The 19,052-nt window shown below is 66.2% G+C and carries 22 protein-coding genes; 5 read left to right on the top strand and 17 right to left on the bottom strand.

What is annotated here, in order from left to right:
• Positions 1-17: 17 nt before the first annotated feature.
• The 16 genes from ACREXZ_RS01915 to fliF form a co-directional block, all read right to left on the bottom strand.
• Positions 18-599, bottom strand: coding sequence for a PIN domain-containing protein (locus ACREXZ_RS01915; protein WP_431762313.1), 582 nt, complete (start codon positions 597-599; stop codon positions 18-20).
• Positions 600-1,070 (bottom strand): helix-turn-helix domain-containing protein, encoded by a 471-nt coding sequence (locus ACREXZ_RS01920; protein ID WP_431762314.1) that lies wholly within the window; start codon positions 1,068-1,070, stop codon positions 600-602. It lies immediately after the preceding gene.
• Between the two features lie 165 nt (positions 1,071-1,235).
• Entirely contained in the window at positions 1,236-2,018 is a 783-nt protein-coding gene (gene fliR, locus ACREXZ_RS01925) for a flagellar biosynthetic protein FliR (RefSeq protein WP_431762315.1), read from the bottom strand.
• Positions 2,019-2,049: 31 nt separating this feature from the next.
• The gene (gene fliQ, locus ACREXZ_RS01930; RefSeq protein WP_431762316.1) at positions 2,050-2,319 is read right to left on the bottom strand and encodes a flagellar biosynthesis protein FliQ; all 270 of its coding nucleotides are present in this window, start codon (positions 2,317-2,319) and stop codon (positions 2,050-2,052) included.
• Between the two features lie 43 nt (positions 2,320-2,362).
• Positions 2,363-3,121 carry a flagellar type III secretion system pore protein FliP gene (gene fliP / locus ACREXZ_RS01935; protein ID WP_431762317.1) on the bottom strand — a complete coding sequence of 253 codons (759 nt, stop codon included), beginning with the start codon at positions 3,119-3,121 and terminating at the stop codon, positions 2,363-2,365.
• A 54-nt stretch (positions 3,122-3,175) separates the two neighbouring features.
• Entirely contained in the window at positions 3,176-3,742 is a 567-nt protein-coding gene (gene fliO, locus ACREXZ_RS01940) for a flagellar biosynthetic protein FliO (RefSeq protein WP_431762318.1), read from the bottom strand.
• A complete protein-coding gene (gene fliN / locus ACREXZ_RS01945) occupies positions 3,739-4,197 on the bottom strand; it encodes a flagellar motor switch protein FliN (RefSeq protein ID WP_431762319.1) in 459 nt (152 codons plus the stop codon). Before fliN ends, fliO begins: the two co-directional genes overlap by 4 nt.
• Positions 4,190-5,188, bottom strand: a complete 999-nt coding sequence (gene fliM, locus ACREXZ_RS01950; protein ID WP_431762320.1) for a flagellar motor switch protein FliM — start codon at positions 5,186-5,188, stop codon at positions 4,190-4,192. Before fliM ends, fliN begins: the two co-directional genes overlap by 8 nt.
• Positions 5,189-5,241: 53 nt before the next feature.
• Entirely contained in the window at positions 5,242-5,751 is a 510-nt protein-coding gene (gene fliL, locus ACREXZ_RS01955; RefSeq protein WP_431762321.1) for a flagellar basal body-associated protein FliL, read from the bottom strand.
• Positions 5,752-5,795: 44 nt separating this feature from the next.
• Positions 5,796-6,059, bottom strand: coding sequence for a hypothetical protein (locus tag ACREXZ_RS01960; protein WP_431762322.1), 264 nt, complete (start codon positions 6,057-6,059; stop codon positions 5,796-5,798).
• 696 nt (positions 6,060-6,755) lie between these two features.
• Positions 6,756-8,291 (bottom strand): flagellar hook-length control protein FliK, encoded by a 1,536-nt coding sequence (locus ACREXZ_RS01965; protein WP_431762323.1) that lies wholly within the window; start codon positions 8,289-8,291, stop codon positions 6,756-6,758.
• Positions 8,292-8,354: 63 nt separating this feature from the next.
• Positions 8,355-8,804: a flagellar export protein FliJ gene (fliJ, locus tag ACREXZ_RS01970; RefSeq protein WP_431762324.1), complete on the bottom strand. Its 450-nt coding sequence runs from the start codon at positions 8,802-8,804 to the stop codon at positions 8,355-8,357.
• A gap of 2 nt (positions 8,805-8,806) precedes the next feature.
• Positions 8,807-10,384 (bottom strand): flagellar protein export ATPase FliI, encoded by a 1,578-nt coding sequence (gene fliI / locus ACREXZ_RS01975; protein WP_431762325.1) that lies wholly within the window; start codon positions 10,382-10,384, stop codon positions 8,807-8,809.
• Positions 10,378-11,064, bottom strand: a complete 687-nt coding sequence (gene fliH / locus ACREXZ_RS01980; RefSeq protein WP_431762326.1) for a flagellar assembly protein FliH — start codon at positions 11,062-11,064, stop codon at positions 10,378-10,380. Before fliH ends, fliI begins: the two co-directional genes overlap by 7 nt.
• Entirely contained in the window at positions 11,051-12,046 is a 996-nt protein-coding gene (fliG, locus tag ACREXZ_RS01985; RefSeq protein WP_431762327.1) for a flagellar motor switch protein FliG, read from the bottom strand. Before fliG ends, fliH begins: the two co-directional genes overlap by 14 nt.
• Entirely contained in the window at positions 12,036-13,805 is a 1,770-nt protein-coding gene (fliF, locus tag ACREXZ_RS01990; protein ID WP_431762328.1) for a flagellar basal-body MS-ring/collar protein FliF, read from the bottom strand. The genes fliG and fliF overlap by 11 nt, the downstream gene beginning before the upstream one ends.
• Before the next feature lie 257 nt (positions 13,806-14,062).
• Between fliF and fliE the strand changes: the two genes are divergently transcribed.
• The 5 genes from fliE (at position 14,063) to ACREXZ_RS02015 (ending at position 17,491) form a co-directional block, all read left to right on the top strand.
• Positions 14,063-14,410 (top strand): flagellar hook-basal body complex protein FliE, encoded by a 348-nt coding sequence (gene fliE / locus ACREXZ_RS01995; RefSeq protein WP_431762329.1) that lies wholly within the window; start codon positions 14,063-14,065, stop codon positions 14,408-14,410.
• Between the two features lie 305 nt (positions 14,411-14,715).
• The gene (gene fliS, locus ACREXZ_RS02000) at positions 14,716-15,150 is read left to right on the top strand and encodes a flagellar export chaperone FliS (RefSeq protein WP_431762330.1); all 435 of its coding nucleotides are present in this window, start codon (positions 14,716-14,718) and stop codon (positions 15,148-15,150) included.
• Positions 15,147-15,476, top strand: coding sequence for a flagellar protein FliT (locus ACREXZ_RS02005; RefSeq protein WP_431762331.1), 330 nt, complete (start codon positions 15,147-15,149; stop codon positions 15,474-15,476). Before fliS ends, ACREXZ_RS02005 begins: the two co-directional genes overlap by 4 nt.
• Before the next feature lie 84 nt (positions 15,477-15,560).
• Positions 15,561-17,177, top strand: coding sequence for a flagellar hook-length control protein FliK (locus ACREXZ_RS02010; RefSeq protein ID WP_431762332.1), 1,617 nt, complete (start codon positions 15,561-15,563; stop codon positions 17,175-17,177).
• Positions 17,174-17,491 (top strand): EscU/YscU/HrcU family type III secretion system export apparatus switch protein, encoded by a 318-nt coding sequence (locus tag ACREXZ_RS02015; protein ID WP_431762333.1) that lies wholly within the window; start codon positions 17,174-17,176, stop codon positions 17,489-17,491. Before ACREXZ_RS02010 ends, ACREXZ_RS02015 begins: the two co-directional genes overlap by 4 nt.
• Before the next feature lie 34 nt (positions 17,492-17,525).
• Here the strand turns inward: ACREXZ_RS02015 and ACREXZ_RS02020 are convergent, their stop codons facing one another.
• Positions 17,526-18,944, bottom strand: coding sequence for a coniferyl aldehyde dehydrogenase (locus tag ACREXZ_RS02020; RefSeq protein WP_431762334.1), 1,419 nt, complete (start codon positions 18,942-18,944; stop codon positions 17,526-17,528).
• Positions 18,945-19,052 lie beyond the last annotated feature (108 nt).

Raw genomic sequence — 19,052 nt, forward strand, 5'->3', positions numbered from 1 at the left:
ACCGCGAGTCGGGCAGTCTAGATGAGGTCCGCGGCGTCACGGATGCGCTGTGCTGTTGCCGGCAGCCCGTTACGCTCCAGGGCGCGGGCAAAATCCTCCGGTGTGGCCTCGGGCTTTTTCCAGCGAGCGCGCATGCGCTTGAATGCGCTCATCGCCGTGAGTGAGTCCAGGTCCCACTGGTTGATCACGAATCGGTCCGGGTCGACTATTTCAATGCCGTATCCCGCTGCAATCTGTGGCGGGAAATCGCGAAGATTTGCCGTCACGATGCAATCCGCGTGACCGGCAACGGCAGCCGCGAGGACGTGTCTGTCGTCAGGATCGGGTAGCGTGAAGCTGTCGGTAAGCGGTGTCCAGACGGCTTCGGGAACCTCCCAATCCGGAATCGCTTCGCGCATGCTGTCCCGCCGGATTTCGAGCTTGCCCTTCAGGTCGGGTCGTTGCTCTTCCAGTGCGGTGATCCACTCATATTCGATTCGCTGTGTCCATTTCGCGGCAAAAAGTCCTGCGGTCGCCAGACTCATCAACGTGTCAGTGATTGCGAGAGGAAAGAGGACGCACGCGTCCAGCAACGCCGTATAGCGTGCATAACCGGCCATTCAATAATCCAGTCCAAGTTCGCGCGCGTTGTCGGCCATGCGTTCGAGGGCGGCCGTCTGTTTCTCCCGCATCCGGTTCGCGTAGGCGACCAGATCGTTGAAAGCGATCCGACGGTGCGTGCCGACCATACGATGCGGCAATCTGCCTTCCTCGATTTCCTTGATGACGAATGGCCGCGATACGTTGAGGAAGTGAGCGGCCTCCACCGTCGTGAATTCCCGGTTTGCCGGCGTAAGGAGGATCGAGCGACCCTCGCTCATTGCGCCGAGCAACTGGCCAATGAGCTTCAACGCGGCGGGCGGAACCTCAACAGACGGAGATTCCCCCTTATCCGTCGTGAGCGTGATCGATGCCGCACGGGAGTGGTCGAGCGCCTCCATGATGCAACGCTGCGCCACGCGCGCCATTTCCTGTTCACGCTCCGTCATCGGCGGAGGCGTTACCTCGCGAATTCGATCTACGGTACGCATGTCAATTCTTCCTTTCGAGCGCCAATAGGACCATCGGCTAAGCTGGCTTACACGTCAGCCAGCTTAGCCGATGGTCCGAATAAATGCAATAAATGCAACAAGTGAAGCAGGTGAAAAGCCTCCGAGCCTCGATGGATCGATCCCTCGGCATCGGCCCGGACAGCACTACCTGAGCCCCAACGCCACCCTTCCCATCTCATCGATCCCGTTATCGAACAACCTCGCGAAGAACGGAATCATGTTGGGCGCCATCAGCTGCAGCAGCAGCATGCCGACGAGGATCGTCAGCGGGAAGCCGATCTGGAACACGCCGATCTGCGGCGCCGCGCGGTTCAGGATGCCGAGCGAGAGGTTCGCGATCAGCAGCGCGGCGACCACCGGCAGCGACAGCAGGAGCCCCGCCGAAAACACCGTCACACCCCAGCCCGCGAGCATTCGCCAGCCCGCCGGCCCGAGCAGGTTCGCCGCGACCGGCACCGAGTCGAACGTCGAGAGCAACGCGGTCAGCATCTGCAGGTGGCCGTCGAGCGCGATGAACGCGAGCATCGCGATGGTGTTCATGTAGCGCGACACGACCACGCTCGAGCCGCTGACCTGCGGGTCGAAGAAGGTCGCGAAGCCGAGCCCCATGCCGAGGCCGATCATGTCGCCGGTCGCCTGGATCGCGCCGAACACGACCTGCATCGTGAAGCCGAGCGCCGCGCCGATCAGAAACTGGTTGACGATGATCCAGATGCCCGTCGACGAAAACACCGTGGCCTGCGGCAGCGGCGCGAGCGTCGGCGCGACGATCAGCGTGACGAACGCCGCGATGCCGACCTTCACGCGCACCGGCACCGAGTTGTCGCCGAACGCGGGCGCGGTCGCGACCAGCGCGAGAATGCGCACGAAGGGCCACAGGAACGCGGTGAGCCATGCGTTCAGCTGGGCGTAGGTGACGGTGAACATCGCTGGCGTGAGCGGACGAAGAGGGTCGCGTTCAGTTCGCGAGCGTCGGGATGGTCGTCAACATGTGGCGCATGTAGTCGAGCATCGTGGTCAGCATCCACGGGCCGATCAGCACGAGCGTGACGGCGATCGCCATCAGCTTCGGGATGAACGACAGCGTCGCTTCGTTGATCTGCGTCGCGGCCTGGAACAGGCTGACGACGAGGCCGACCACCAGGCCGACGAGGAGCGGCGGCGCGGCCAGCACGAGCGCGACGTACATCGCCTCGTGCGCAAGCGTGGTGACTGTTTCTGGCGTCATGGTCGGGCGTCCTCGGTGTTCCTGATGTCCATGGCGGCGAGCATCAGACGAAACTCTGCGCGAGCGAGCCGAGCAGCAACTGCCAGCCGTCGACCAGCACGAAGAGCATCAGCTTGAACGGCAGCGAAATGGTCGCGGGCGAGATCATCATCATCCCCATCGACATCAGCACGCTGGCCACCACCATGTCGATGATGAGGAACGGTATGAAGATCGTGAAGCCGATCTGGAAGCCGGTCTTCAGTTCGCTCGTGACGAAGGCCGGCACGAGCAGCGACAGCGGCACGTCTTCGGGGCCCTGCATCGGCGCCGCGTGCGAAATGCGCGCGAACAGTGCGAGATCGGTCTCGCGCGTCTGCCGCAGCATGAACGTCTTGAACGGCGCGACGCCACGCGACACGGCCTGGTCCATCGTGATCGTGCCGTCGGAGAACGGCTTGTAGCCATCGGTGTACGCCTTATCGAGCACCGGCGACATCACGAACAGCGTGAGGAACAGCGCAAGGCCGACCAGCACCTGGTTCGGCGGCGTCGACTGCGTGCCGAGCGCCTGACGCAGCAGCGACAGCACGATGATGATGCGCGTGAAGCTCGTCATCATCAGCACCATCGCCGGCAGGAACGACAGCATCGTGAGCAGCAGCATCGTCTGCACGCTCAGCGAGTAGGTCGTACCGCCGTTCGGGCCGGGGCTCGTGTTGAAAGCGGGCAGGCCGGCTGTCTGCGCGAACGACAGCGTCGGCAGCGCGAGCATCAGCAGCGGCAGCGCATAGCGCCCAGCAAAATGAATAACAGCGCGCATTACAACGGGCCGCGTCGCGCGCATGGATCGCGCGGAGATTCGAACGAACGACATTTATTGGTCTCCGCTGCCGGGGCGGTTCAGGCGTTTGCCGACTTCGCCTTTCATCGCTTCGCGAAAGCGCTGACCGAACGTGCCGGAGAGCGGAGCGGCGGACGATGCGTCCGCGCCGGGAAGATCGGTGGTACCCGCGGGCATCGTATGCAGCAGGCGAACGTTGCCAGGCGCTGCGCCGAGCACGAGCCACGTGTCACCGATCTCGACCACCGCAACGCGCTCCTTGCCGCCGAGCGACGCGCCGCCGATCGTCTTCACGAGGCCGCCGCGTTGCGACGGCTGCAGGCCGAAGCGCCGTGCGAGCCACGCGAAGCCGAATACCAGCCCGATGACGACCGCGAGACCGACCAGCGTCTGTAGCACCGCGCCGACACCCAGCGAGGGGACCGCGGTGCCCGCGCCGACGCCGGACGCGATGCGCGCGGCGTTGTTCACAGCGTTGATGTCGGCCGCGTGAGCGGTTCCGACCCAGGCGGCTGACATGACCGAGGCGGTCGCCATTGCGATGCTGGCGAAAAGCGAGGCGAGCGCGACTGGCGCGCGCCCGCGACCGGCAGACTTCATCGATTCAGCTTCCGGATGCGTTCGGACGGCGTGATGATGTCCGTCAGGCGGATGCCGAACTTGTCGTTCACCACGACCACTTCGCCCTGCGCGATCAGACAGCCGTTCACGAGCACGTCCATCGGTTCGCCGGCCAGGCCGTCGAGTTCGACCACCGACCCCTGCGCGAGCTGCAGCAGGTTGCGGATCGCGATCTTCGTGCGGCCGAGTTCGACGGTCATCTGGACGGGGATGTCCAGGATCATGTCGATGTCGTTGCGCGTCGTCGTCGGTGCCACCTTCGACAGCGGCTGGAACACGCCCGCTGCCGCCGCGCTCACTTCACCGCCGTTGTTCTGTTCTGCGAGCGCGCTCGCCCAGTCGTCCAGTGCCGGGTCTGCGGCGGCCTGTGCGGCCGCGAGCTGCGGTTCGCCGGCCGGCAGTTGCGCTTCCGGCGTGCCGTTGAGGTCACTCATATCCACCTTCCTTCGTCGTGTCGGTTGCGCTGATCATCTTCTGGACGCGCAACGCGTACTGACCATTGAAAATTCCGTAGCCGCATTCCATCACCGGCACGCCGTCCACCTTCGCGACGATGTGCTCGGGGATGTTGATCGGCAGGACGTCGCCTGCGCGCATGTTGAGGATCTTTTCGAACGTCACGGGGATTTCCGCGAGATCCGCGGTGAGTTCGACTTCTGCGGCCTGCACCTGCTGCGACAGCACGCGCACCCAGCGACGGTCCACTTCGAGCGCTTCGCCCTGGATCGGCGACGACAGCACGTCGCGGATCGGCTCGATCATCGAGTACGGCATGCAGATGTGCAGCGTGCCGCCCGTCGTGCCGAACTCGATCGAGAACTGCGTAACGATGACGATCTCGTTCGGCGTCGCGACGTTCGCGAACTGCGTGTGCATTTCGGAGCGCACGAATTCGAACTGCAGCGGCCGCACGCTCTTCCACGAATTCCCGTAGTGCTCGAACACGAGATTCAGCAGCTTGCTGATGATGCGTTGTTCGGTTGCCGTGAAGTCGCGGCCTTCGACGCGCGTATGAAAGCGCCCATCGCCGCCGAACAGGTTATCGACGACGAAGAACACCAGGTTCGGGTCGAACACGAACAGCGAGGTGCCGCGCAGCGGTTTGATGTGAACGAGGTTGAGGTTGGTCGGGATCGGCAGGTTGCGGGTGAATTCGCTGTACTTCACCACCTTCACGGGGCCGACGGAGATTTCCGCCGTGCGCCGCATGAAGTTGAAGATACCGACGCGGAGCAGGCGCGCAAAACGGTCGTTGATGATTTCGAGGCCGGGCATCCGGCCGCGGACGATGCGTTCCTGCGTCGCGATGTTGTACGGACGCACGCCCGTGCGTTCGGTCTGCTCGGCTTCGGCGTCGGCTTCGCCGGTGACGCCTTTCAGGAGTGCATCCACCTCCTCCTGGGACATGAACTCTTCGTGGCCCATTCCTTATTCCTCGTGCATCCGTTCGCGGTTAAGAGGTGGCGCAGCGTGACGCGTCACTGCACGACGAATTCGGTGAACAGCACGTCCTGAACGTGCGAAGCCTGGCCGCCGGCATCGTTCGGCTGTTCGATCAGTGCCTTTAGTTCCTTCGCGAGCGCCTGCTTGCCGTCGAGCGGCGCGAGATCGTCGGGATGCTTGTTCGACAGCGCGAGCAGCACCCGACTACGAATCTCGGGCATGTGCTCCGTCAGGTGATCCTGGGTTTTCTGGTCGGTGAGCTTCAGCGTGAGACCGATGCGCAGATAGTGTTGCTGACCGTCGTCGGACTGCAGGTTGACGGTCATCGGTTCGAGCGGAAAGAACACCGGTACCGCCGACGGAGTGACGGTTGCCGACGGGCTCGCGGGTGTCGCGGGGCGTTTGTTCATGAAGAACCACACGCCCGCGCCGGCTGCTGCGGCGGCGACGAGTGCGATGAGCGCGATCAGGAGAATGCGCTTGATCGGGCCCGGCGAGTTCGACGGAACGATGGCCGGCTGGGTTGCGGTCGTGGTTGTTGCCATGAGGTGTCTGTGCGTGCGTCAGTGCTGGTAGGGTGAATTGTTCTCTATTGGCGCGCCGCGCGATGGGGCGAAAAGAAGGGGGATTTGGGGGTATCTCGTTCTTTTGGAATGGCCGATGGCATTTGCTTGGGTTTTGTTTTGGTGTTCTTGTATTGGGTCTTGCTCTTGCTCTTGCTCTTGCTCTTGGCCTTGCCCTTGCCCTTGCCCTTGCCCTGGCAGGCGGCTGCAATTTGGCGCCTCGCGGCGCAGGCGTTGCCCCTGTGCGGGGCGGCACCTCCTTTCTTTGCCGCGGCAAAGAAAGGAGGCAAAGAAAGCCGCTCGACACGTTACCGAGTCCTTTCCGCGCGTAACCAGAGATGGCCCGCACCTAAGTGTCGTCCTCGCACAGACACGGTAGTGGTCCGAGACGAGACCGTCCCCCGGATCACAAACCGGAGTGACAAGGGTCCCACCCACCCCGCGGCGCACTGGTGTGCGCGCGGACGGGTCTACGTGGGAAACCGTCGGGGAAGAGTGAGACGCGGTGCAGAACGGCAGCCGCATTGGACTCGTGCGTTGTCCAAGGCGTTATGCCCATCGGCGGCGAAGCCCGCCGGAACGGATGACGGCCTTGTCACTAACGCGTGTGGTGCGAGGGCAGGTCTCGTCTCGGACCACTACCCAGTGTGAACGCGGCGCCCACTTAGGCGAGCGCCATTCCCGGCATCACGCGGAAAGGACTCGGTAACGTCTCGGCGGCTTTCTTCTGCTTACTCTTCTTTGCCGCGGCAAAGAAGAGTAAGTGCCGCCCCGCACAGGGGCAACGCCTGCGCCGCGAGGCGCTAATAAGCACCCGCCTGCAAGGGCAAAAAGCAAAACCAACGCCTGCGCCGCGAGGCGCGAAATCGCAGCCGCCTGCCAGGGCAAACAGCAAAGGCCAACGCCCGCGCCGCGAGGCGCCAAATCGTAGCCGCCCGCGAGGGCACAACAACAAAAACAACGAAAACCAGGCGCTACGCGTTCAATCAAGCAAACGTATCAACAAGCCCAACCGTGCGCCGAGCAGGCACTCCAGCAACGACGGCGCCAGCAGGCACAACCCCCGCCCCACCGGAACGCCCGTTTCCGCGGCTACCCCCTTCCTGCCCTTGCTGCCCACTCTGCCGCGCAAACCCATCACTCACACTCGCACTGCCAAGCCCTATCCCCCCCGATTCCATCGCCTCCCGCAACTTCGGCAACGCGGCCTCAACCGCCTCACGCACCTGCGGATGCTGCGACACGAACAGCGCATGCGCATGATTGTCCGCGACCTGCAACACCACTTGCAGCGGTCCAAGATCCGGCGGATTCAACGTGAGCTCCGCTGTCTGCTGATGCGCATTCGACAAAAATACGACCTTCTGACTCAACGCATCTTCCCAATCCGGCGTGCCAACCTGCGGTGCAAGCGCGGCAGCCGTCGCGGCAAACGCAGGATTCGACGACTGCGCAGCCGTGGTCGGTGCAGTGGACGCAGCCTGCGAAGCAGCAAGCGTCGCGCGCACTGCGTCCGCGTTGTCCTTCGCAGTCTGCACGCTTTGTTGATCACCGCCCGGCGCGCCACCCGACGCGGTGAACGCATCGACGGCACTGCGCAGCGCTGTCGCGTCCTGCGTGCCGGTGGTGCCGGCCGCGGTCGCGCCCGTTTGCGTGCCGGCGTTCGCGTTCTTGCCGTCGGCGAACGCCGCGCCAGGCGCGAGACCCTTGCCGGCAATCGACCCGCGCTGCGCGATGCCGGTGTCGGCCGTCGCGGCAAGAGGCGTCGATGCAGCGGTGCTCGCCGCCGTGGCCGCGACCGGCACGGGGACAGGGCCCTGTGCATTCGTGAGCGCGTTCAATGCGGCCTGCAACGCGTCGCGGACCGTTTTCGGATCGGTGGCGGTCTTCTTGTCCGGGGGCGTGGTCGACGTTCCGGTCCCGGTCTGCGTCGCGTCCTGCAACGCGGCGGCGGGATCGGTGGTGGCGGTCGTCGTCTGCGTCGCGAGCGTGCCGGCCTGAGCCTGTGCCTGAGCGGCAGCCGAGGCCGCGGCAGCAGCCGCAACGGCTGCTGCATCGGCGGCGGTCGTCGGCGTTGTGCCGTCGGCGCCTTGCTGCGGTTTCGATGCGCCGCCACCAGACGGCTTGCCGGTCGCGTCCGTGCCGCCCGCCTGTGTCGTGTTGCCGGACGAACCGGTCGACGCACCCTGTGTGCCGTCCGAGCCGTTGCCCGAATCCGTCTTGCCGTTCGCCGAACTTGTGCTCTTCGACGGATCGTCGTTTGACGGCGGCGCGTCGTGCACACCCGGCGAAGCCGGCGACGAAGAAGATGAAGAGGACGAAGAAGATGAAGACGAAGTCTTCTGCGTCGTGCTACTCGCTTGAGCCGACGCATTCGACGCGCTGTTCTGTGCATCGATGCTCTGCTGCAGCGTCTGCGAGAACGGCGCGGCCTGCGACGACGCATTCGATGCGCCCGACGTGCCCGACGATGAGCCGGCGCTTGTGCCGAGCAGCGATCCGATCATTGAGAGAGTCGACATACGTGGTCCTGTTCGGTGAGTCCGTTCAAACGGGGCGACCGGGGCAACCGGGGCAAACGCGCGTTACACACCTTCAGCCCGCATCCGCAGAATCCGCGCGGCGTGCTCGTCGGAGTCGCGTTGCTCGCGGCGCGATGTCTGCAGCGCTTCGGCGGCGTCGCCGCGCGCCTGCAGCACTTCATACGAGCCGAGCTTCTGCCGCTGCCGCTGCCAGTCGGGCTTCGCCGCCTCGACGCGGGCGGTCGCGGTCGTGAGCAACCCGCGCTGCTGTTCGATTGCCGCATCGAGCGTATCGATGAACGCCTGGAAGTTGCGCATGTTGCCGGCCGCCATTCCAGCCTGCGCGGAGTTCGTGAAGCGCGCGTGATATTCGTCGCGATACTGGATCAGTGCGTCGAGCTGCGCCTCGACGTCGCGGCGGTCGCGCTGCGCGCGGCCGAGCCGCTGCGCGGCTGCGTCGACGTCGTCCTGCGCGAGGCCGATCAGCGTCTTGATCGGAAGATGCTTGCCCATCGTCAGGCTCCTTGATTGAAGAGCGCATCGAGCATCTCGACGCTCGCGCCGAATTCCGCGCACTCGCGAAATCCTTGCTGCAGGAACGCCTCGATCCGCGGATACAGCGCGATCGCGCGGTCGAGCACCGCGTCGCGTCCGCTCGAATACGCGCCGACGTTGATCAGGTCGCGGTTGCGCTGGTAGCGCGACAGCATCTGCTTGAAGAGCCGTGTTTTCTCGAGATGCGCGTCGTCGATCAGCGCGGTCATCGCGCGGCTGATCGACGCTTCGATGTCGATCGCCGGGTAGTGGCCGGCCTCCGCGAGCGTGCGCGACAGCACGATGTGGCCGTCGAGAATCGCGCGCGCGGAATCGGCGATCGGGTCCTGCTGGTCGTCGCCTTCGGTGAGCACGGTGTAGAACGCGGTGATCGAGCCGGCGCCCGCGCGTCCGTTGCCGGTGCGCTCGACGAGCGCGGGCAGCTTCGCGAACACCGACGGCGGGTAACCCTTGGTCGCGGGCGGCTCGCCGACTGCGAGCGCGATCTCGCGCTGCGCCATCGCGTAACGCGTCAGCGAATCCATCAGCAGGAGCACGTGCTTGCCCTGGTCGCGGAAGTATTCGGCAAGCGACGTCGCGTACGCGGCGCCCTGCATCCGCAGCAGCGGCGACACGTCGGCCGGCGCGGCGACGACAACCGAGCGCGCAAGGCCGTCCTCGCCGAGAATCTGTTCAATGAATTCCTTCACTTCGCGGCCGCGTTCGCCGATCAGTCCGATCACGATCACTTCGGCGCTCGTGTAGCGCGCCATCGTGCCGAGCAGCACCGACTTGCCGACACCGGAGCCCGCGAACAGGCCCATCCGCTGGCCGCGTCCGACGGTCAGCAGCGCATTGATCGCGCGCACGCCGACGTCGAGTACCTTGTGGATCGGCTCGCGGTTCAGCGGGTTGATGGACGGCGCGGACAGCGGCGCATCGACCTGCGTCCCGAGCGCGCCGAGTCCGTCGAGCGGCCGCCCCGATGCATCGACCACGCGACCGAGCAGTTCCCAGCCGACCGGCAGACGCTTCGCGCCGGCCATCGGATCGGCGATCGGCGCGCTTTCGAGCGGATAGACGCGCGCGCCAGGCAACAGACCCGCGACTTCGGTGGTTGGCATCAGGAACAGCCGGTCGCCCGCGAAGCCGACGACTTCCGCTTCGGCCATCGGCAGCGCGCTGCCGAGCGGCAGTTCGATCATCACTTCGGACCCAACCGACAGCCGTAGCCCGACCGCTTCGAGCACGAGGCCGGCCGCGCGCGTCAGGCGTCCGCATGCACGCAGCGGACGCGCGATCGCATTGCGCGCGCGCAGCCCTTCGAGGCGTGCACGCCACGCGGCGGTGTGCGGGTTGTCGATTGTCTCGGGCTGTGCGGACCCGCGCGATGCAGCGTTCGGCAAGACGGCGGGGTGAGGTGCCGCGATGGCGACCTCGGCGTCCGCTGCGTTGACCACGCCCGCCGGCTCGAGCGCGCCGAACGACGCCAGCGCCAGCTCGCGTTCGAGCGGCGTCAGGTCGCTTGCGCGGATATCCTTGAGCGTCGGCTTCACCATGTGCTCACTTTGCCGAGTGCGGCGGCGACGCGCTCCCAGCGCGTCCCGATGCCCGCGTCCACTTCACCGGTCGCGGCCTGCGCGCGGCAGCCGCCGCGTTCGACAGCCGGATCGGTACGCACGCTCCAGCCGCGCGCCTGCAATTCTTCGAGCAGATACGCCTCGACGACCGGCAGATCCGCCGGACTGACGACGAGATGCGGCGCGCCCGACAACGTCGGCTCGGACGCCATCACTTCGCGCGCGGCGGCGATCAGCGCGGCCGGATCGTGCTGCACGTGCTGGCGTACGACCTGCTGCGCGATATCGAGGGCGAGCGCGACCAAAGTTTCCGACACATCGGCCTGCGCGCCATCGAGCGCACGTTTGAACGACTGCGCGAGCGCCGCGAGGCTGGCCGCTTCCGCCTGCGCTTCGGCGAGACCCTGTTCGAAGCCCTGCGTGTGACCCTGGTCGTAACCGGCCTGATAGCCGAGCGCCTGACCCGCGACGTGGCCGGACGCGACGCCCTGCTGATGGGCCGTTTCGCGCAGCCGTTGCAGTTCGGCTTCGAACGCGTGCTCGTCGGCGGGATCGGGCAGGGGAACGGGATCGAACGACGCCATCTCCCAGCGCTGATACGCCGAGAGACCGCCGTGACCGATTTTCCCCGACGCTGGATCCTGGTCAGACATAAGCATCTTCCGCCTTGCCGCCGATCACGATCTGGCCGCTTTCCGCGAGGTTCCGGACGACCTGCAGGATGCGCCGCTGCTGGGTTTCGACTTCCGACACGCGCACCGGGCCGCGCGCATCGAGATCCTCGGCGAGCAGTTCGGCCGCGCGCTGCGACATGTTCGACAGGAACTTCTGGCGCAGCGCGACCGGCGCGCCCTTCAGCGAGATGATCAGTGCTTCGGACTCGACTTCCTTCAGCAGCAGCTGGATCGCGCGATCCTCGAGGTCGAGCAGGTTCTCGAACACGAACATCTGGTCGACGATCTTCTGCGCGAGTTCGGCGTCGTACTGGCGCACGTTCTCGAGCACCGCTTCCTCGTGGTTGCTCGACATGAAGTTGAGAATTTCCGCCGCGGTGCGGATGCCGCCCATCGGGCTGCGCTTCAGGTTGTCGCTGCCCGACAGCAGGCCGGTCAGCACGTCGTCGAGTTCGCGCAGCGCGGCCGGCTGGATGCCGTCGAGCGTCGCGATCCGCAGCAGTACGTCGTTGCGCAGCCGCTCGGACAGATAGGCGGCGATCTCCGACGCCTGGTCGCGGTCGAGGTGCACGAGGATCGTCGCGATGATCTGCGGATGCTCGTTCTTGATCAGCTCGGCGACCGCGCCGGAGTCCATCCACTTCAACCCTTCGATGCCGCTCGTGTCGCTGCCCTGCAGGATCCGGTCGATGATCGCGCCGGCCTTGTCTTCGCCGAGCGCCTTCGTCAGCACGTTGCGGATGTAGTCGCTCGAATCGAGCGACAGCGCAGTGTGCTGTTCCGCTTCCTTCGCGAACTCATGCAGCACTTCCTCGACCTGCTCGCGCGTCACGTTCTTCAGCGCGGCCATCGCGACGCCGATCTTTTGCACCTCGCGCGGCGCGAGGAACTTGAACACCTGCGCGGCTTCCTCCTCGCCGATCGACATCAGCAGGAGCGCGCTTTTGGTCACGCCTTCAGCTTTCATCGGACACCCAGCTCTTGACGACGGTTGCGACGATCTTCGGATCCTGGCGCGCGATCGTGCGCGCATATTCCAGGTTCCGCTCGAACTTGTGCTTCTCGTTTTCGAATGCGAGCAGGCTGTTGCCGTCGTCCGCGTCGCTGGCGTTCTGTGTCTGCGGCAGGCCGTCGAGCAGCAGCGGCTCGTCGGGGGCGGGCAGCGACGCGACCTGCTCGGGCGGCGGGAACGCGCGGCGCATCGCCGGGCGAACCAGCGCGAAGTAGAGGAACAACGCGACCGCGCCGATGCCCGCGTAGGTGGCGACCTGCTTCGCGAGCGCGATCATGTCCGGCGTGCGCCACCACGGCACGTTGACGACCGGATCGACGTCGGTCATGAACGCGCTGTTGACGACGTTCACCGAGTCGCCGCGCTTCGCGTCGTAGCCCATCGCATCCTTCACGAGCTGCTCGACCTGCGCGAGCTTGTCGGCGGCCAGCGGCTGCGACGTCGCGTGACCCTTCGCGTCGACCTGCGTCAGATAGTTGACCACCACCGCCACCGACAGCCGCTTGATACCGCCGCCGCCCTGTTCGAAGTGGCGCACCGTCTTGTCGAGTTCGTAGTTGGTCGTCGAATCCTTGCGGTCGCTGACCGGCGTCGCGGCCGGCGAGCTTGCGCCGTTCGCGGCGACGATCGGCGCGGACGCGGGCTGCGGCGGCTGGTTCGACAGCGCGCCCGGCACGCCCGACGCGCCGCCCTGCGACAGTTCGGTCGCGGTGCTCGTCTGCTGGCTGCGGATCGCGGCCGGCGCGCTCGCGCCGTTCGGCGCGTAGGTTTCGGCGGTCTGTTCGAGCTTCGAGAAATCGATGTCGGCGCTGACCTGTGAGTGCGCGTTGCCGGCACCGAAGAGCGGCGCGAGGATCGCGTCGATGCGCTGCTGCGTGCTGCGCTCCACCTGCTGCACGTACTTCAGCTGCGTCGCATCGAGACCGGTGCCGGACGACGGCTGCGTGAGCAGGTTGCCGTCCTGGTCGACGATCGTCACGTTTCGCACGGGGAGGTCGGGCACCGCCGACGCCACCATGTGCGAGATGGCGACCACCTGGCCTTCGTCGAGGATGCGGCCCGGATACAGGTTCACCATCACCGACGCGGACGGCTGTTCGCGGTCGCGCACGAATACGGATGGCTTGGGGATCGCCAGATGCACGCGCGCCGAGCGCACCGACGAGATCGACTCGATTGTCTGCTGCAGCTCGCCTTCGAGCGCGCGCTGGTAGTTGACCTGCTCGGCGAACTGGCTGATGCCGAATTTCTGGTTGTCCATCAACTCGAAGCCGACCGAGCCGTTTTTCGGCAGCCCCTGCGCCGCGAGCCGCAGGCGCATTTCGTGGACCTGGTCGGACGGCACGAGGATCGCGCCACCGGCGTCGCTGAATTTGTAGGCGATGTTCGCCTGCTGCAGCGCCGCGATGATCGCACCGCCGTCGCGGTCCGACAGGTTGCTGTAGAGCACCTTGTAGTCCGGCGCGCGCGACCACAGCACGAGGCCCGCGATCACGGCGACCAGCAGCGCGACCGCGAAAATCAGCGGTGCGCGCGGGTTGCCGCGCATCTGCGTGAGCGACGGAATGCGCTGCGCGAAGCCGCCGCCCAGGCCGCCCAGGTCGGCGCCGCCCACCTGGGCCGCGGCCGCGCCGGACGTGCCGCCGCCTGGCTGCGTGCCGGCGAGGCCCATACGGGCGTCGGCGTTGACTATCGAATTGGCTGACGAATCCATGCGTCGGGTATCTCCGGGTGCCTTGCGTCTCCCGGCTGCCGGCCGGCCCCACAAGGGGTGGCGGGCGCTCGGACAGAGACTTTCACGATGGGGATTATCCGCAGCGGGCCGCAAGCCGATCGCCCGAATAGAGCCGGGTTTCCCCCCTACTTTGACGACTGTCGAAAACAGTCCACTGCTATGCTTTTCTCCAGATCGGCAAGGCTGTCCGGAGGCGGGCGGCCGGCCGCCGGACTCCCTTTTCCTCTGGAGCGAAGATGACTGTCGTGAACCCGATTACGTCCGCACTGCAGCAGATGCAGGCGATGGCGGCGGAGGCCGCCGGCGGCACGGCCGCGAGTGCCTCGAGTGCCGTGGATAGCTCGTCCGCCGCGGGAAGTGCCGGCGGTTTTGGGGCGCTGCTGAAGGCGTCGATCGACAAGATCAGCGGCGACCAGATGAAAGCGGGCGGTGAAGCGCAGGCGTTCGAGCTGGGCGCGTCGAACGTGTCGCTGAACGACGTGATGGTCGACATGCAGAAGGCCGGCATCGGCATGCAGTTCGGCCTGCAGGTCCGCAACAAGCTGGTGTCCGCGTACAACGAGATCATGCAGACGCAGGTCTGAGCGCCGGGTTTTTCGACGGTTCTGTTCGCTTTCATTTCGCTGCTTCCGGCGTCCCTCGCCGGTGCGTCCGCGCACCGGCGAGGCCGTCGGCACGGCTGCGGTCGTCCGTCCGGTGCATGCCGGAGCCCGTCCGTCCCCGCTTTCCTTCCGAGTTGCAACTTTCATTTCATTCCCTGCTTACATCGGCCTAAAGCTTTTGAGATGGCTATCCGATAACCCGGATACAGGCTGTCCAAGCGCGCGCAAAAGTGCGTCAGGCAGGCGGTCACGGACGAATCGGAACGGTCTCGACAGGAGGAGCGCCAATGTTTTCCCCAGGACACTCTGGAGCCAATGCGTACGCACGCGTCGGAGTCGAAACAGGGGTGATGGGCGCGAGTCCGCATCGTCTGATCGTGATGCTGTATCAGGGCGCACGGCAGGCGATCGCGCTGGCGCGGCTGCATCTGCAGCAGGGCAATGTCGCGGCGCGCGGCGAGGCGGTCGGCAAGGCGATCCAGATCGTCGCGAGCGGATTGCAGCCGGCACTGAACGTCGAGGCCGGCGGCGAGATCGCGCGGCGGCTCGACGGGCTGTACAGCTATATGACACGACGTCTGCTCGAAGCGAACCTGAAACAGAGCGAGACGATGCTGATCGAGGTGGATGGTCTGCTCGCCACCCTCGAGGATGCCTGGCTGGGAATTGCACCCGAAGTCGCGCGCATGGCGGCACAGCCGTCTGCGGAACACGCCCGATGAACAACAACACAGAATATTTCGACCGCTACGAAGCGATTGCCGCACTCTCGAACCTCATGCTGTCCGCCGCGCGACGTTCGCTGTGGGCCGAACTGGCGCATCTGGAGGAAGAGTATCGCTATATGGTCGACGCGCTGAAGGACGCCGAGCTCGACGTGTGTCTCAACGATACCGAGCGGCTGCGCAAGTACGACCTGATCCGCCGGATTCTTGCGGACGATGCCGCGATCCGCGATCTCGCCAGCCCACCGATGGCGAAGCTGGCGGCGCTCTTTTCGCCCAGCCGGCCGGTCCGCGTGCTCAAGGAACTGTACGGCACGCGCTAGGCGGGTGGGTGGTGCACGGCGGCATGGCACAGCGGCACGGCATGGACGCGCGGTGCATCGACTTTTGCGACGAGGGAATTCGGGATGAACGGGATCGACACGGTCGTCGCTTCGCTGCTCGCGAGCCGGGTCGACAGCCTGCTGTCCGGCAATGCGGCCGGCGACGCGACCGCGTCGCAGACGGGCGCGTCCGCGCTGACCGTCGATACCCCAGCCGTTCCATTGCCGCTGCTGCCTGGCGGCGGGCCGCAGGCGTCCGCGCAGACCGCGCTGTCGGCGGTTGCGCTGACGCTCGATGCGATCGTTCGCTCGGGCGGTGAGGCGACGCCCGCGGTGGTCGGTCAGACACCAGTGTGGCCGACCGCGCCGGTGCCTTTGTCTTCATCTATACCTGTGGCGTCTGCCGTCAGGCTCAGCGTGCCTTTGCCGCTGTTCGACGGCGCTTCCTCTTCTTCTGCTGCTTCAAGCGATGCGGCTGCGACGGGCTCGCTGCCGAATGCTTCGGCCTCGACCGTCACGCAGGCCAACGCATCGGCTGCGGTGTCCGCCGCTGCTGCGCAATGGCCAGTGGCCGCGCTTGCCGCCGCGCTCGAACAGACGGTCGCGGACAGTGGCCTCTTCTACGAGGCGCATCTCGTGCAGTGGCTCGCCGGTCAGCGTTCGCCGGCATCGCTCGCGGGTGAGCCGCAGAATCGGCTCGCGACGGCGGCGCAGCAACTGCCGCTCGACTGGGCCGGCGATGCCGATGCTTCCGCGTGGCCGGTTGCCGCCGCGCTGCTGCGTGCTGGTGTGCCGCTGCCTTCGTCGTTACCGTCCGGGTCTCAAGGCAGTCCGCAGACCCCGCCCCCCGGCACCCCACAAAACGCATCGCCGTTGCCGATGCAGACGTCGGCACAGACCGCCGCGCAGACTGCGGCTCAAGCCGCGCAGGCCGGCGCTCCGGGACTCGCGGCCGCGCATTCGCAGGCCGGCGCGAATCTGCCGCCCGCGTCGCTACGCCTTCTCGCCGACGCCGCCGCGCTCGCCACACCGTCGCACGGGGCCGCGCATCAGGCCGCCGCCGACCAGGCATCACAAGCCGATCCCGCGCAGTCGATCGCCGCGTCGATCCATGCGGCGACGATCCCGCTCGTGCGTCAGCAGCTCGATCTGCTCGCGACCGGACAATTTCGCTGGACCGGCGAGGCGTGGCCCGGCGCCCGACTCGACTGGACGATCGAACAGGATGACGACGGACGCGGTCGCGAGGGGTCGGACAGTGCATCGTCCGACGACATACCGTGGCGCACGCGCCTCACGCTGTCGCTACCGACGCTCGGTACCGTCGATGCCGAACTCACGCTGACCGGCACGCAACTCTTCGCTCGCGTGCAGGCGAGTCCGGGCGGCGCGACGCGGCTTGCTGCGCACGGTGAGTCGTTCCGTCAGCGGCTCGCGGCGGTGGGCATCGATCTGGGGGCGCTGTCGATTCGCGAGATCGGCGGCGGAGCGACGGCGATGAACGGCACTGAAGCCGAATCGAACGGGATGGGCGGTTCGCTGGAAACGCGCGACGCACCGCCGCGCGTTACGCCGCAGGCGGCCGCGAATGCGTATGCGCGCTCCGCTTCCGCAGCCGACGAAGCGGCGCGGGCTGCGTCCGCGGCGCAGTCGGACCGGCCGGTGCCGCTCGTCGACGATTTCGACTGGGATATGCGATGAGCCGCACCCGTCGCAAGAGCGCGGCCGCGCTGAGTTACGACGCGCAGAGCGGCGATGCGGCGCCGCGCGTCGTCGCGAAGGGCTACGGTCTCGTCGCGGAGATGATCGTGCAGCGCGCGAAGGAAGCGGGCCTCTATGTGCACGAGGCGCCGCAGATGGTGTCGCTGCTGATGCAGGTCGACCTCGATTCGCGGATTCCGCCGCAGCTGTATCAGGCGATTGCGGAACTGCTCGCCTGGCTGCATCGGCTGGAAAGCGGCGCATCCGATGATGCGCCGCAGATACCTGTGCCGGTGCCTTATCGACGCAAATAGCGCCGCAAATAGCGCCGCTGAAACCCGCCGCGATCTAGAACCGCAGCATCACCTTCAGCAGCGCATGAAACCGCTTGCCGTACGGCGGCGAGATCAACCCGCGCGCATTGAAGCGCGCCTGCGTGAGCACGGGTTTCATCTGCGAGAACGCCGCGAAACCTTCGTAGCCGTGATACGCGCCCATCCCACTCGCACCGACGCCGCCGAACGGCAGACTCTCGCACGCGATGTGCATCAGCGTTTCGTTGATCGCCATGCCGCCCGCGATCGTCTCGCGCGTGACGCGCTCGATCGTCGCGCGGTCGTCGTCGTACAGATATAGCGACAGTGGACGAGGGCGCGCATTGATCCACGCGATCGCATCGTCGAGCGTGTCGTACGGGACGATCGGGAGCAGCGGCCCGAAGATCTCTTCCTGCATCAGCATCGTGTGCTCGGGCGCGCCGGTTACCGCGACCGGTGGAAAGCGTCGCGCGGTGGGATCGGCGGGCGCATCGGTGAGCGGATGCAACTGCGCGCCCGCTTCGGCGGCCTCATCGGCGAGTCGCTGCAGCCGTGCGTAATGGCGGTCCGACACGATTGACGTGTAGTCCGGATTGCGCGCGAAGTCCGGGTACAGCTTCGCCATCCGCGCTTGCGCACGCGCGATGAATGCCGCTTCGCGGCCGCGCGGCACGAGCACGTAGTCGGGCGCGATGCAGGTCTGCCCCGCGTTCAGCGTCTTGCCGCCGAGCAGACTGTCGACCGCGTAGTCGAAGCGCGCATGCGGACCGATGATCGCTGGCGACTTGCCGCCCAGTTCGAGCGTGACCGGCGTAAGGTTGTCGGCTGCGGCGCGCATCACGTCGTGACCGACCTTGGTCGAGCCGGTGAACAGCAGATGATCGAACGGCAGCGCGCTGAACGCGGCGGCGATCTGCGCATCGCCGTTGACCACCGCGACGTGATCGCGGGCGAAGGTCCGACCGATCAGTTCTTCAAAGAGCGCGGACGTGCGCGGCGTGAGTTCGGACATCTTGATCATCGCGCGGTTGCCGGCGGTCAGCGTGCTGATCAGCGGGCCCGCGGCGAGCAGCACCGGGTAGTTCCACGGCACGATGATGCCGACCACGCCGAGCGGCTGCGGCACCACGCGCGCCTGCGCGGGCATCAACCACTTGTTGGTGCTGCGGCGCTGCGGACGCATCCAGCGTTTGCCGTGCCGCAGCGCCGCGTTGATCTCTTCTTTCGCGACGAAGAACTCGGCGAGCAGCACCTCGGCTTTCGAGCGATTGCCGAAGTCCGCGTGCATCGCGTCGGCGAGCGCGTCGCGGTTGTCGAGCAGCATCGCGCGTAGTGCCTTCAGATGACCCGCACGCGTTTCCCACGACGGAAACGGCGCGCGCAGGTAGGCGTGACGTTGTTCGCGCAGCAGCGCGTCGAGTGCGGCGGTGTCCGGTAGATCGTTTTTCATGTGTTTTCCTCCCTCCTCCAATGTGGACGGCTAACGCGTGTCCCCGCGTTTTGCCGGTGGCAGTGCGATGCGGTGTGTATGTCCCGTCCGTGTTGCGTATAGATGCGT

It is taken from the genome of Paraburkholderia sp., from assembly GCF_050742655.1.
Taxonomy (GTDB): domain Bacteria; phylum Pseudomonadota; class Gammaproteobacteria; order Burkholderiales; family Burkholderiaceae; genus Paraburkholderia.